At 64.4% G+C, this 13,568-nt stretch carries 11 protein-coding genes and 1 tRNA gene; 11 read left to right on the plus strand and 1 reads right to left on the minus strand.

The genetic code is table 11. From position 1 onward, the window contains the following. Positions 1-113: 113 nt before the first annotated feature. The 9 genes from NLM25_RS19945 to NLM25_RS19985 all read left to right on the plus strand — a co-directional run bounded on the left by NLM25_RS19945 (position 114) and on the right by NLM25_RS19985 (position 9,558). Positions 114-1,034 (plus strand): dihydrodipicolinate synthase family protein, encoded by a 921-nt coding sequence (locus NLM25_RS19945; protein ID WP_254138077.1) that lies wholly within the window; start codon positions 114-116, stop codon positions 1,032-1,034. Positions 1,035-1,061: 27 nt separating this feature from the next. Next, the gene (locus tag NLM25_RS19950; RefSeq protein ID WP_254138078.1) at positions 1,062-2,501 is read left to right on the plus strand and encodes an FAD-binding oxidoreductase; all 1,440 of its coding nucleotides are present in this window, start codon (positions 1,062-1,064) and stop codon (positions 2,499-2,501) included. A gap of 2 nt (positions 2,502-2,503) precedes the next feature. Then, complete coding sequence (locus NLM25_RS19955) at positions 2,504-3,610, plus strand: four-carbon acid sugar kinase family protein (protein WP_254138079.1); 1,107 nt, start codon at positions 2,504-2,506, stop codon at positions 3,608-3,610. After that, positions 3,607-4,644 (plus strand): 4-hydroxythreonine-4-phosphate dehydrogenase PdxA, encoded by a 1,038-nt coding sequence (gene pdxA, locus NLM25_RS19960; RefSeq protein WP_254138080.1) that lies wholly within the window; start codon positions 3,607-3,609, stop codon positions 4,642-4,644. The genes NLM25_RS19955 and pdxA overlap by 4 nt, the downstream gene beginning before the upstream one ends. A gap of 13 nt (positions 4,645-4,657) precedes the next feature. After that, positions 4,658-5,788, plus strand: coding sequence for an iron-containing alcohol dehydrogenase (locus NLM25_RS19965; RefSeq protein WP_254138081.1), 1,131 nt, complete (start codon positions 4,658-4,660; stop codon positions 5,786-5,788). Positions 5,789-5,849: 61 nt separating this feature from the next. Further along, positions 5,850-6,821, plus strand: coding sequence for a tripartite tricarboxylate transporter substrate binding protein (locus NLM25_RS19970; protein ID WP_254138082.1), 972 nt, complete (start codon positions 5,850-5,852; stop codon positions 6,819-6,821). Positions 6,822-7,053: 232 nt separating this feature from the next. Continuing rightward, positions 7,054-7,374, plus strand: coding sequence for a hypothetical protein (locus tag NLM25_RS19975; protein ID WP_254138083.1), 321 nt, complete (start codon positions 7,054-7,056; stop codon positions 7,372-7,374). A 905-nt stretch (positions 7,375-8,279) separates the two neighbouring features. Further along, positions 8,280-9,284 (plus strand): glycosyltransferase family 2 protein, encoded by a 1,005-nt coding sequence (locus NLM25_RS19980; RefSeq protein WP_254138084.1) that lies wholly within the window; start codon positions 8,280-8,282, stop codon positions 9,282-9,284. A gap of 200 nt (positions 9,285-9,484) precedes the next feature. Then, positions 9,485-9,558, plus strand: a tRNA-Gln gene (locus tag NLM25_RS19985). A gap of 30 nt (positions 9,559-9,588) precedes the next feature. Here the strand turns inward: NLM25_RS19985 and NLM25_RS19990 are convergent. Beyond that, on the minus strand, positions 9,589-11,412 hold the full coding sequence (locus NLM25_RS19990) for a caspase family protein (RefSeq protein ID WP_254138085.1): 1,824 nt from the start codon (positions 11,410-11,412) through the stop codon (positions 9,589-9,591). A gap of 197 nt (positions 11,413-11,609) precedes the next feature. On the opposite strand from NLM25_RS19990, the gene NLM25_RS19995 reads away from it, so the two are divergent. Both NLM25_RS19995 and NLM25_RS20000 read left to right on the plus strand, forming a co-directional pair. After that, positions 11,610-11,972, plus strand: coding sequence for a DUF1428 domain-containing protein (locus tag NLM25_RS19995; RefSeq protein WP_254138086.1), 363 nt, complete (start codon positions 11,610-11,612; stop codon positions 11,970-11,972). A gap of 327 nt (positions 11,973-12,299) precedes the next feature. Beyond that, positions 12,300-13,553: an ABC transporter substrate-binding protein gene (locus NLM25_RS20000; RefSeq protein ID WP_254138087.1), complete on the plus strand. Its 1,254-nt coding sequence runs from the start codon at positions 12,300-12,302 to the stop codon at positions 13,551-13,553. Positions 13,554-13,568: the final 15 nt, after the last annotated feature.

Here is a 13,568-nt window from a genome sequence, read left to right on the forward strand (position 1 = left end):
CCGCCAGCACAGCCGTCGCCCTTGACGCGGGGACGCGCTGATTTTACGACAGCATCAGTAAATAACAAATGTTCGCATTCCGAACAATATCAATCTGGCGATCGGAGGAAGTTTTGTCGACATCTTCGCTGCACCCTCATGGCGTCTTCTCCGCCGCGCTGACACCGCTCGATGCCGAACTTGCGCCCGATCACGCACGCTTCGTCGCGCATTGCCGCTATCTCCTGGATGAGGGCTGCGACGGCATCGCGATGCTCGGCACGACGGGGGAGGCGAACTCTTTCTCGGTCGCCGAGCGCACCGCGCTGCTGGAGGCCACGATCGCCGGCGGCATCAAGCCGAACCAGCTGCTGCCAGGCACCGGCGTCGCCGCGTTCACCGACACTATCGTGCTGACGCGTCACGCGCTGTCGGTCGGCGTCGACACCGTCGTGATGCTGCCGCCGTTCTATTACAAGAACGTCAGCGACGAGGGCGTTTATGCCGCCTACAGCGAGATCGTGCAGCGCGTCGGCGATGCGCGCCTGAAGGTTGTCCTCTATCACTACCCGCAGATGTCGGCGCAGCCGATCTCGCATGCGCTGATCGAGCGGCTGCGCAAGGCTTATCCGGCGACGTTCACCGGCATCAAGGATTCGTCCGGCGACTTCGCCAACATGACCGCGATGGTCGAGCGTTTCCCCGGCTTCGCGGTCCTGGGCGGTGCCGACCCGCTGATGCTGCCGCTGCTGCGCAAGGGCGGCGCGGGATGCATCACCGCGACCTCGAATGTCGTCGCGCGCAGTCTTGCTTACGTCTTCAAGCATTTTGGCGACAGTGACGATGATCCGGCCCTGAAGGCAGCGCAGGCGCGCATCGTGAGGGCGCGTGAGTTGGTCTCGCGGTTCCCGCAGATGGCCTCGTTGAAGGCATTGGCCGCGGACCGCACCAAGCATGCTGGATGGAAGCGCCTGCGGCCGCCGCTGGAATCCCTGCCGCCGGAGCAAGAGAAAGAGCTGCTTGTGAATGCCGCGGCATTCGCCGCCGCTGGCTAGCGCGGGCACCGGCGACGAGGCGATCGGATGTCAGACACCTTCCAGGTTGCGCTTTACGGGCTTGCCGCGATCGTCGGCGATAAGCACGTCATCGCGTCCGGGCCCGATCAGGAGCCGTATATCGTGGACTGGCGCGGGCGCTATCGCGGCCGCGCGGTCGCGGTGGTGAAGCCCGGCTCGACCGCCGAGGTCGCCGCTGTCGTCAAGTTCTGTGCCGATAAGCGGCTCGCGATCGTGCCGCAGGGCGGCAACACCGGCATGTGTGGCGCCGCAACCCCGGACGATCGCTCCGGCAATGTCGTCATCCGGCTCGACCGCATGCGAGCGGTGCGCGACGTCAGCCCGCTTGCCAATACAATCACGGTCGAGGCCGGCTGCATTCTCGCCGAGGTCCAGAATGCCGCGCGCGCCGTCGATCGCTACTTTCCCCTGAGCCTGGGCGCCGAGGGGTCATGCCAGATCGGCGGTAACATCTCGACCAATGCCGGCGGCACGGCCGTGCTGCGCTATGGACCGACACGCGATCTCGTGCTCGGGCTGGAGGTCGTGCTGCCCGACGGGCGTGTCTTCAACGGCCTGCGCGCACTGCGCAAGGACAACACGGGTTACGCGCTCAAGCAGCTCTTCATCGGCGCGGAGGGGACGCTCGGCATCGTTACCGCGGCGGTGCTGAAACTGTTCTCGCCGCCGCGCAGCTCGGCCCTGGCGCTGCTGAAGTTGCGAGGGGTCGAACAGGCGCTCGAGATCATGGCGCGTCTGCGCGGCGCCGTCGGTGACCGGCTCGGCAGCCTCGAGATCATGTCGCGCGCGCAGATCGAAGCGATCGCGGAGACCGTGCCGCATGTCACGATCCCGTTCGAGCTGACGACGCCGTGGTACCTGATCGTCGAATTGACCGACACGCTCGCGGGCGTCGATCTCGACGAGCCACTCGCCACGGTGCTCGCCGATGCGATGGAGGCCGGCCTCGCCGAAGACGTCATCCTGGCGTCCAGTCTTGCGCAGGCGAAGGCGATCTGGGCGGTCAGGCACAGCGTGTCCGAAGGCAACAAGCGCAGCGGTTATGTGGTGTCGCACGACAGCGTGGTGCCGCTGGAGCGTCAGGCCGCTTTCGTCACCAATGTCGAAGCCCGGATCAACGCCGCCGTGCCGCATGCGCGGGTCGTGATGCACGGCCATATCGGCGACGGCAACATCCACGTGATCGCCCTGATCGACCGCGCGCATTGCCAGGAGCCGGCGGCGACGGCTGCGCTGGTCGCGCAAATCAACGAGATCGTCGACGACGAAACCGCGGCGCAGGGCGGGGCGATCAGCGCCGAGCACGGCATCGGGATCACCAACCGCGGCCGCCTGGCCCGCGTCGCCGATCCGCTCGATATCGAGCTGATGCGCGGCATCAAGCGATTGCTCGATCCGAACGGCCTGATGAATCCCGACAAGATATTTGGCGCGGGAGCAGCATGACGATGACGAGCGTTCGCCTGCTTGCCGACGATCTCACCGGCGCGCTCGACACCGCGGCGGAGTTCGTCGGCCTGTGCGGACCGTTCGACGTCTCTTGGGCGGATGCGCCCGCGATCCCGGGCGCGCAAAGCCTCGCGATCGACAGCGGCACCCGCGAGCGGTCGAAAGCCGACAGCGTCGAGATCGTCGGACGACTGGCGCGGCAGCTTCAGGGTGGGACGATCGCCTACAAGAAGGTCGACAGCCTGCTGCGCGGCGCCTGGGCGGCCGAGCTTGGCGCCTGCCTGCGCAGCGGCCATTGGGCATCGTGCGTGGTCGCGCCGGCCTTCGACTATCAGGGACGCCGCACCGTAGGTGGCCAGCAATTTGCGCGTACAGTGCAAGGCGACTGGCATCGCGTCGGGGACAATCTCCTCGCGCAATTGCGGCTCGAGGGCATTGAAGCACGGCAGGGTCGGGCTGATACGCTGCCGCAAGGCGGTGTTCAGGTCTTCGATGCCGAGAGTGACATTGAGCTCGATCGCATCGTCGAGATGGCGCGGCGGATGCCGGGGCCGGTGCTGTGGTGCGGAAGCGGCGGGCTCGCCGGCGCGCTCGCCCGCAGCCATCGTGCCGATGCGCCGAGCCAGTTGAAGCGGCCGGTGCTCGGCCTGTTCGGTTCTGATCAGGCTGCGACCGCCTCCCAGCTCGCAGCATGTGGCGAAGCCACCGTTGCGCTGATCGAGGGTGAGGGGGGCGCGCGCGTTCAGCGCAAGCTGGCCGACGATGGCGTGGCGTTGGTGAAATTCGCACTCGCGGATGGCCTTTCGCGCGCCGAGGCGGCACAGCGGATCGCGCGCGAGCTGGCGGCGCTGGTTGCGGTGCTCGATCCGCCGGGAACCCTGATCGTCGCTGGCGGCGAGACCTTGAAGGCCGTATGCGTTTCGCTCGGGGCGCGCGCGCTCCGGGTGACGGGGCGTATCGTGCCGGGGCTGCCGCGCTCGGTGCTGCAAGGCGGCCGCTGGGCGGGCGTCGAAATCATCTCCAAATCTGGCGCATTCGGCGCGCGCGAGCTGTGGCGCGATCTGCTCCGGGACAATCATTTGCTCAACATGGGGAGTCCGACATGACCTCTCGTCATCTTGCCATCACCATGGGTGATCCCGCCGGGATCGGGCCCGAGATCATCGTCAAGGCCTGCGTCGGGCTGAAGGACCGGATCGCGACGGGCGATTTGCGCCTGCTGGTCATCGGCAGCGGCGCTGCGCTCGATGGCGCGAAGGCCGCGCTCGGCGCCGACATTGCCATCCCCGAAGTGAAGACCGGGGATCGCGACTGGCCGAACCTGTGCTTCCTTCAGGCCGACACCGAAGGTGATCCCATCAAGCCCGGCGTGCTCAGCGCCGATGGCGGCCGCTTTGCTTACAAGGCGATCGAGCAAGGCGTGCGCCTGACGCAGGCCGGGCGAACTTCCGCGATTGTCACCGCGCCGCTCAACAAGGAGGCGCTCAACAAGGCCGGCTATCACTTCCCCGGCCATACCGAGATGCTGGCGCATCTCACCGGCGTGCGCGGCTCGGTGATGCTGCTCGCCCACGGCAACATGCGCGTCAGCCATGTCTCGACCCATGTCGCGCTGGAAGACGTGCCGAAGCGTCTGACGCCGGAGCGCCTGCGCATGGTGATCGATCTCACCAACGATGCGCTGCTGCGGCTCGGCATCGCCAAGCCGAAGATCGCGATTGCCGCGCTCAACCCGCATGCGGGCGAGGGCGGCCTGTTCGGGCGGCAGGACATCGACGTCTCGGCGCCGACGATCGCGAAAGCGGTCGCGGACGGCCTCGATGTCGTCGGCCCCGTGCCCGGCGATACCATCTTCGTCAAGCTGCGCGCCGGTCAATACGATGCCGCGGTCGCGATGTATCACGACCAGGGGCACATCCCGGTCAAACTGCTGGGCTTCCAGGTCGATCCCGCGACCGGCCGCTGGCAGGAGCTGTCCGGCGTCAACATCACGCTGGGCCTGCCGATCATCCGCACCTCCGTCGATCACGGCACCGCCTTCGACATCGCCGGCAAGGGCATCGCCAACGAGCATAGCCTGATCGAGGCCATCGACTATGCCGAGCGGCTGGCTGGTGGCACTCCCGCATCCAAGTCATGAGATCGAGCGCACGATGACCAACGCCTTCACGCCCATCGAAATCCAGCGTCCCGCCGTTCTCGAATTCGGCTGCGGTACGATCACCGCTGCTGCGCGCTTTGCCGAGCGCATCGGCGCCAAACGGCCGCTGGTGATCTCCGACCCGTTCAACGCACGCCGCGTCGACGCGCTGGCGCTGCCGGGCGCCGTCAAGGTGTTCGGCGACGTGAAGCCGGAGCCGGACCTGCCCAACCTCGAAAAGGCAGTGGCGATGGCGCGCGAAGCCAAGCCCGATCTCGTCATCGGCTTCGGCGGCGGCAGCGCCATGGATCTGGCCAAGCTGGTCGCGGTGATGTGCACGAGCGACGTGGCCTTTGCCGACATCGTCGGGCCGGAGAAGGTGGCCGGCCGCAGCATCGCGCTGATGCAGATCCCGACCACGTCGGGCACCGGCAGTGAGGCGGGCACCCGCGCGCTCGTCACCGATCCCGTCAGCCAGAACAAGCAGGCGGTGCAGAGCCGTTTCATGCTGGCCGACATTGCTATCGTCGATCCGGATCTGACCATGACCGTGCCGAAGGAGGTCACCGCGGCGACCGGCGTCGATGCGCTGGCCCATTGCGTCGAGGCCTATACCAGCCGCAAGGCGCATCCGATGATCGATCTCTACGCGATCGAGGGCGCGCGGCTGGTCGGGCAGTATCTCAAGCGCGCCGTGGCCGACGGCGGCGACCGCGAGGCGCGCGCCGGTCTTGCCCTGGCCTCGCTCTATGGCGGCTATTGCCTCGGGCCGGTGAACACCACCGCCGGCCATGCGGTGGCCTATCCGCTCGGCACGCGCCACCACGTCGCGCATGGCCTGGCCTGCGCCGTAATCTTCCCGCACACGCTGGCCTTCAACATGCCGGCCGTGGAGACGAAGACGGTCGCGGTGCTCGCGGCGCTCGGCCTGCCGGAGCAACGCGATCCGAAGCTTGCGCTCGAGGCGACCTATGGGTTCTGCAAGAATCTCGGCATCGAGATGCGGCTGTCGGCGCTCGGCGTGCCCAAAAATGATCTCGGCGTGATGGCCGACGAGGCGCACGCCATCCGCCGCCTGCTCGACAACAATCCGCGCGACCTCGGCCGGGATGCGATCCTGGCGATGTACGAGGTCGCATTCTAGCCATCTCCGCCGCTCATTCGCGGCGGCCAATCAACAAACACCGAAAACAGAGGAAACTTCGATGAGATCGATGTGGCTTGTTCTTGCCTCAGCCGTGTTGCTGGCGGCGTCACCGGCAACGGCGCAGGACGGCTATCCGTCCAAGCAGGTGACGGTGATCGTTCCCTTCGCCGCCGGCGGCACCGCCGATATTTTTGCGCGCATGGTGTCCAACCATCTGCAGGTGAAGCTCGGCAAGCCGTTCGTGGTCGAGAATGTCGGCGGCGCCGGCTCGATCCTCGGTGTGACGCGGCTCGCGAAATCAGCGCCGGACGGCATTACACTCGGCCTTGCCAGCACCTCCGCGCTCGCGATCAATCCCACGCTCTACGGGCCGAAGCTCAGCTACCAGCCGGACAAGGATCTGGCGCCGGTCGCCCAGATCAGCGTCGTGCCGAACGTCCTCGTCGTGAATCCCAACAAGATCAAGGCGCGCTCCGTTCCTGAGCTGATCGCCTATCTGAAGGCGAATCCGGACAAGGTCTCGTTCGGCTCGGCCGGTGTCGGCACCTCGCAGCATCTGGCCGCCGAACTGTTTCAGCAGATGACCGGCACCAAGATGGTGCACGTGCCCTACAAGGGCTCCAGCCAGATGCTGACGGATCTATTGAGCGGCCAGATCGATCTCGCCTTCGACAACGTGCCGCTGCTGCTGCCGCAGGTGAAGACCGGCCAGCTCGCGATGCTTGCGACCGCAACGCCGAAGCGCGCCGCCTTCGATCCCGAGGTGCCCGCCGTCGCCGAATTCCTGCCGGGCTTCGAGGCCGTCGCCTGGCACGGCTTCTTCGTCCCCGCAGCGACGCCAAAGCCGATCGTCGAAAAGCTTTCGGCCGAGATCCGTGCCTTCATGCAGCAGCCGGAGACGGTGCAGAAGATGGCCGAGCTCGGCGCGGCCGCGGTTGCGGTGGATTCCGAACCTTTCAAGGCCTACATCGCCTCCGAGACCGAGCGGTGGAAGAAGGTGATCGAGGCCGCGAACATCAAGCTGGAGTAGGCGGCAAGATCGTCCAGGGGCGAAGAAACTTGCCGGCTGTGAATGCGCTTGGCGGTGAGGCTCCGGCGGTCGCTGACGCGATCCGCGCGAAAGTCGCGGCCGGGGACTTGAAAGCCCGGTCCGAGCGGCGGGCGGTGCTCGGGTGATTTGTCGGGGCCTGACAACTGTCCGTCACGTTACGTCGATTTGATAGGCGGGGTCGCAGTCCGCAACTTGGCAAGGGTGAGACATCATGACTGTCCTGCTGAGAGACACCTTCAAGGCCTGGATCGACCGCGCGCCGGGCGCGCCTCCCAAGCTGGTCATGATCGGCGACGTGAGGGTACCGGCCGATGGCTGGCAGGCCCGGCTGACCAGGCGCTCGCCGCAGGGCATCAATCCGAAGATCCTGATCCTCGACGTGAGCACGCAGCAGCCGGGCGGCGAGACGCAGGAAGGGATCACCACGATCCCGCTCCGCTATGAGGAGAGTCCGCCGCAGGACGAATACGGCCAGGTGATGATCGCGAGCGGCACGGGTGAGATCGTGGTTCGCATCTGCGGCGCTCACTAGCCGAGCAGCAGATAATGCTTGGAGACCAAGTCAAGGCTCGGTGAGTGCCGGCGAGGCCCCACATGCCGTTGCGGGAACTATTGGCAATGCGGCGGACTTAACTGCGGCTCGCCCGCCGCGATCGGGCGCAGTCCAAATGGACCGCTGGCCAAATGGGAGTGCGACGCCCAGGCCAGCGGCTCCAAGGGAGAGCACTTACGTTGGCCGCTCGGGGTTAATCGTCCACTGAACGAGAAGCTGATGGAGCAGCCGTTCGGCCTGATCCCTCGTCAGTCTGGCTGCCAACTCTGTTCCAATCACCGCTGGGCCTCTGCGCTCCCGGTCGTAGACCATCCAACCGATGCCACCCATCCGAATGAGAAATCTGCTCTGCGAGCCCGTTTCGTCAGTCAAGACTACATGTCCCATGATCTGCCAATCGAAGACGATAGAGAAGCCGTTCCTCCTTGGAGATACGTTCGTGTATGGGAATCGGTTCGGGAAAGATTGGTAATTTTGGTCTGGGAATGTGCTGAAGCGAACAGAAGCGCTGTGAGGGCAGGGTAAGCTTGGAACCGCTTGGCCTTTGCCAAGGGCCAAGCGTCCCCAAGCGGCCCCGGCCTTCACCCCTATCAAGCCCCCCCGGCCGGGGTCGTCTTTATCGGGCTGTCGATATTCGGGACACCATTCCAGTTGAAGTCCGCTCGGACTCGCCGCAGACGGGAATTCGTCTTTCGTTGCAACCGGCTAGCCGCTTCGAAACGTCGCGGCCTGCGGGAACATTGTCCTGCGAATGGACGATGACCGCGTCCGAATCTTCTTCCTAGCATTCACGCGAGCCTCGAGAACGTTCATCAAAAGGCTCCGGCCGTGGGCGGCTATGCCAAATCCGGCCACGACGTTTCGATGAATGAGGGACGACTGAAATGGACCAGTTGCACGCCGAGCGGCTTAGTTTTCACAGTTCGGAACAGCGGCCCTTCATTTCGGTGGCAATACCAACCTTCCGCCGACCGGAGATGGTGCGCCGTGCGATTGAAAGCGTGTTGCTGCAGAAGTTCTCCGACTGGGAAATGGTGATCAGCGACGACGAAGGCCCAGAAGGCGCGGCTTGGAGCATCCTGTCCGAATACGCGCGGAGCGATCGGCGTATCCGCGTCATCGAGAACCACCGCGGCCAGGGCCAGGTCGAAAATACCAACAACGCGATGCTCGCATGTCGCGGCCGCTGGATCAAAGTGTTGCATGACGATGACTGGCTCGCGCCAGCATCGCTCGCGACTTTCGCGGAGATGGCGCGGACGTACCCGACCGCTGCATTCATGACCTCCACATCCCATGTGGTCCATGACGGGGGTATAAAGTACCGGCGAGGGGGCCAAGTTTATCTGTATTCGAGCCAGCAGTGCCTGGAGGATCTCTATTTGGCGGGCAAGACCCGACTGCTCGGGATTGTTCCATCGACCCTGCTGATCAATGCCAACGTCATCCGGGCCGGATGTCTGATGCGAAACTACAAGTCGATAAGCTGGGGCGTCGACCAGCTGTTCTTTCTTGATCTCGCCTGCCAGGGCGACATGGTTGCTATAGACGATGGTCTTGTCTTCTATGACATGACCAGCCACGCGACCATCACGGCAACAGGATCGTTCCCCCAAATCGACCAGGAGACCGTCGATCTCAAGCACCTCACCTGGAGCCTTTTGGAGGATAAGGGACGGCTTCCCGATCCTGATACGGTGGTGCGTGCATTGCGGGTTGCGCGACTGCGCGGACGGATCTTCCACCAGCCCATGAGCGCAACGATCCGCGACGCGATTCAAATCTTACGGCCCTCGGTCTTGAGGGCCGCTAATCTTGCGATCCGAGCTTGGGCGCGTGCACCGGGTGCGATCGTAAGCCTGTCTTATTGCACCTCGGATTTCTTGTGAGGGCCGCCGCCGACCCGGCAGCGTTGGGCCGGCCGCGCCGCCCGTGAACGTAGAGAGAACAAGGCGTCGTTGTTCACAGAAGGGCTGGACCGCGAATGCCGACGCGGCTATATGAGCGGCCTGCGAGCCGGTGATTTGCAAAACTTTTGCCGGGGCTTGCAGCACTTCCGAAGAAAGTCTTGTGATATCAAGTGCTTCGGTGGGGAATGGTGTAACGGTAGCACAACAGACTCTGACTCTGTTTGTCTTGGTTCGAATCCAGGTTCCCCAGCCAGTTCCGGGCAATCCCCGAGATCCTCATCTGCTAGCGGCGCTTCTTCCGGCCGGCCTTGGCGGCGCGCTTCTTCGGCGCCCGTCGCTGGCCGCGACCTGCATCCGCCGCCCCCCATGGAATTTTCGCGCCGACACGCGTCTTGGCGCCGACGAGGTTGGGCGTCTGGTTGTATTTGAGACGACGTAGTTTGGCCGTGACGAGCTCGCTCAGCTCCTGGAACGACGGATTGGTGCCGCGCTCGCGCTGTTCGCGCAGCACCTTCGCCATGCAGAACGTGTAGGCACCATACGACGTGACGCCGTCACGATATTCGTAGGACAGCTCCTGCTCCTGACAGGCCTCGAGGAGGATCGGCAGATAAGGGCCGTGATGCCCGAGCGCGGCCCGCGTCTTGTTGTATTCCCTGTCGGGCTGGGTGCGGAGCGCCATGCTGCGCCCGAGCCGTTGCGTGGCGCCGTTGTCGCCGAGATAGTCGGCGCCGTCCTTGCTCTTGCTCAGGCTCTCGTTCAGGGGAGGGAACTCACGCGGCACCCACATGCCTTCGCTGGCTTCCCACCGCAGCGCCCGGTGGCGGATATCGTCCGGCGGCGTCAGGCCGCGGATGCGTGGACCGCCGTCGCGCGTCATGCCGCCGGAATGGCAGCAGTCGAGCATGGCGACGAAATAGCAGTCGTATGGAAGCTGCGAGTAGAGCTGGCAGAACTGGCGATCGAGAATCGCGTGCTCTGGCGTCCAGTCGAAATCATAGGGAACCAGGCACTCGTCGACGCTGTCCGGTGCGCCGCTCGGACTGTATCTGGGAATCTGGGCGCCATGGCCCGAGTAGAACAGCATGCGCTCGTCGCCGTCGCGGACGCCCTCGAGCAGCCAGTGAAGCCTTTCCATGATGCCCTGCGCCGTCGCCCGCTCATTGAGGACGACGCGAATTTCGTCCGGCTTGAAGCCGCTTTCCTGTAGCACCGAGCTCATGAGGAATACGTCGTTGACGCATCCTTCCAGCCTGTCCGCGGGTTTGGGATAGTCGTTGATGCCGATCAGCAGGGCGCGGCGGGTCGGCCGGGTGTCGATGCGGGCAATCCCCCGCGCCGCGCTGACGATGGAGCGTGACGCTGGCACCGGCACCACGTCGTGCCAGACGGTGGCGACGGTCTCGGGGCGCGACAGGTACCAGGTCGCATTGTGATTCAGGACATCGTTGGGGACATCGAACGGTGTCAGCACCTGCTGAAAATTATCCGCGGCGATCTCGAGCGGATAGGTGAGAACGCGATCTTCCCGATTGAAGAGATGGTACCATTTTCGGCAGGGAAGGTCCTGAATGCGGCCTGCAAAGATGTCGCGCACCGCGGGATTACCGATCTGCGAGCCGAGCGTGACAAAGACCTTGTCCTTGATCGCAGCGGGATTGCGCACGAACGTGTCGTAGCAGATCAGCGAGCCCAGGCTGTGAGCCAGGACAACGTCGTAATTGCCGCTCTTCAGCTTGTCGAGGACCGCGCTGCGCAGCGCGGTCTGCAACTGCTCATCCACCGACCACTGGGCGACCATGCCCGAGGTCCACCTGATCAGGGTTGGTACATCGTCGAGGCTGCGTGTGCCCGCGAGCAGATCGCCGATCCCATGGACGGTCGCGCTCGCCAGCAGTTTCGCCAATGCGATGCCATAGGTGACGAGGTTGGGCGGGCTCTTGTCGAACAGGTCGTCATACGAGAGGAAGTCGATGGCCGGGTTGAGGCTCTGATCGACTGACTGAACTGCGCGTATGATGGCCTCGGACCATGACTTCCGGAACTCGGCGTCGATCTCCGCATGGCCGACGCCGTGGACGCAAAGCAACGACAGGCGGGTGCTCATGAAAGCTGCCTTCTGCAATCTGAAGTAGCCGGTATGCAAGCGTAAACGCCGGGGATGATGTCACGGCGCCGCGAGCTTCAAATGTGAAGTAGCGCACGAATTCTCGCGACAGTTTGCCTCACCTAGAAGATGCCATCACGAGTCGGATCGCCCTGCGCGGCTGCGTCCTCGGGACAGGCAACCCAAGGAGATTCGTGATGCCCTATGTCGATGGTTTCGTGCTGGCCGTGCCGAAGGACAAGATCGAGGCCTACAAGGCGCTGGCGCGAAAGGCCTGCGCGGTTTGGATGGAGCACGGCGCGCTCGATTACGTCGAGTGCATCGGCGACGACGTGCCCTATGGCGAGTTAACCTCGTTTCCGCGCGCAGTGATCGCGAAGGAGGACGAGGTCGTGGTGTTCGCCTGGATTGTCTACCGCGACCGGGAGACCCGCGATGCCGTCAACAAGAAGGTGATGGCCGATGAGCGGTTCAAGGGCGCCGACATGCCGTTCGACGGCAAGCGCATGATCTATGGCGGCTTCACGACGCTGCTGCGGGCGAGCGATGCCGTCGGCTGAGTGAAGCGCCGCGGGCATATCCGTAGCCCGGATGAGCGAAGCGACATCCGGGAGCGGTGCCGCGGCTATTCCGGGTATCGCTTCGCCCATCCGGACTACTGCTGCCGCGGAAAACGCGGCGGCAATTGTGCGACGCCAGATTTAACGCCGTCCGCACCGGCGCGTTTGCTTCCTCCCATGCAGCATTATGCTAGCCCGTTTCACCTTGCCGGTATCCGGCTGGCATGCCATCCTCAGTCAGCCAGGCATAAACAAACGGAAGCGGGCGCTTAGCTCAAGGCTTCCAAAAAAACCTTGGCGGGGAAACCCTTTGGGAGGTCTGATTTGATGAATTTGAAACACATCACCGGGCTGCTTTGCGCGGCCGCGATATCCCTTACGCTCGGCTCTGGCGCGCAGGCCCAGGATAAGGTCGTCAAGATCGGCGTCATCATGCCGATGTCCGGCGGCACCGCCTCGATCGGTGCGCACGCCAAGGCGGCGCTCGAAGTCGCCATGGACATCATCAACAACGCCCATCCGGAGCTTGGCAACCTGCCGCTGGCGAAGAACGCCGGCCTTGCCGGCCTCGGCGGCGCCAAGATCGAGGCTGTGTTCGCCGACAACCAGGGCAACCCGGCGACGGGCCAGAACCAGGCACTGCGCCTGATCACCGAAGAGAAGGTTGCCGCCGTGTTCGGCTCCTATCAGTCCGGCGTCACGCTGACCTCGAGCGCGATCGCCGAGAAATACGGCGTTCCCTTCCTGAACTCCGAGTCGGTCGCCGCCAATCTCACCGAGCGCGGCTTCAAATGGTTCTTCCGCACCACGCCGATCGCCACCGATTTCGCCAAGATCTATGTCGACTTCCTTGCCGACATCAAGGCGCAGGGTGCCAAGACCGACAACGTCGCGCTGGTCCATGACAACACCGAATACGGCACCTCGGTCGCCAACACGATCGCCGGCGCGTTCAAGGAGAAGGGTAAGCCGATCGCGCTCGACGTCGCCTATCCCGTCAATGCGACCGACTTGCAGGGGCAGGTGCTCCAGCTCAAGGACAAGAAGCCCGACGTCGTCATCATGATCAGCTACACGTCGGATGCGATCCTGTTCGCCAAGACCATGCAGTCGCTCGACTACAAGCCGCCCGTGCTGCTGGCCGACGATGCCGGCTACTCCGATCCGTCCTTCACCAAGGCGGTCGGCAAGATCTCGCAAGGCGTCTTCAACCGCTCGTCCTGGGTCGTGGGGCCGTCGGGCTCGGCGTCCGCGATCATCGCCGACATGTACAAGAAGAAGAGCGGCGAGGAGATGGACGACACGGTCGCCCGGCAGATGCAGGGCTTCTTCGTGCTGGCCGAGGCCATCGACCGCGCCGGCTCGACCGACCCGGCCAAGATCCAGGCCGCGCTGAAGGCGACGGATCTGAAGCCCGAGCAGCTCATGATCGGCTACAAGGGCGTGAAGTTCGACGACAAGGGCCAGAACGTCCTCGCGTCCGGCGCCATCATCCAGCTTCAGGATGGCGAGAACTATGTCTCGGTGTGGCCGAAGGCCAATGCCGAGAAGGCGCCGGTGCTGCCCTACAAGGGCTGGTGAGCTCGACGGCGGGAC

Origin of the sequence: Bradyrhizobium sp. CCGB01 (assembly GCF_024199795.1) — a bacterium.
Lineage (GTDB): Bacteria > Pseudomonadota > Alphaproteobacteria > Rhizobiales > Xanthobacteraceae > Bradyrhizobium.

Bases quoted from the DNA above. Each gene is read 5' to 3' on its own strand.
- NLM25_RS19950 (WP_254138078.1), top strand. From the start codon at position 1,062: ATGTCAGACACCTTCCAGGTTGCGCTTTACGGGCTTGCCGCGATCGTC.
- NLM25_RS19955 (WP_254138079.1), top strand. From the start codon at position 2,504: ATGACGAGCGTTCGCCTGCTTGCCGACGATCTCACCGGCGCGCTCGAC.
- pdxA (WP_254138080.1), top strand. From the start codon at position 3,607: ATGACCTCTCGTCATCTTGCCATCACCATGGGTGATCCCGCCGGGATC.
- NLM25_RS19965 (WP_254138081.1), top strand. From the start codon at position 4,658: ATGACCAACGCCTTCACGCCCATCGAAATCCAGCGTCCCGCCGTTCTC.
- NLM25_RS19970 (WP_254138082.1), top strand. From the start codon at position 5,850: ATGAGATCGATGTGGCTTGTTCTTGCCTCAGCCGTGTTGCTGGCGGCG.
- NLM25_RS19975 (WP_254138083.1), top strand. From the start codon at position 7,054: ATGACTGTCCTGCTGAGAGACACCTTCAAGGCCTGGATCGACCGCGCG.
- NLM25_RS19980 (WP_254138084.1), top strand. From the start codon at position 8,280: ATGGACCAGTTGCACGCCGAGCGGCTTAGTTTTCACAGTTCGGAACAG.
- NLM25_RS19990 (WP_254138085.1), bottom strand. From the start codon at position 11,412: ATGAGCACCCGCCTGTCGTTGCTTTGCGTCCACGGCGTCGGCCATGCG.
- NLM25_RS19995 (WP_254138086.1), top strand. From the start codon at position 11,610: ATGCCCTATGTCGATGGTTTCGTGCTGGCCGTGCCGAAGGACAAGATC.
- NLM25_RS20000 (WP_254138087.1), top strand. From the start codon at position 12,300: ATGAATTTGAAACACATCACCGGGCTGCTTTGCGCGGCCGCGATATCC.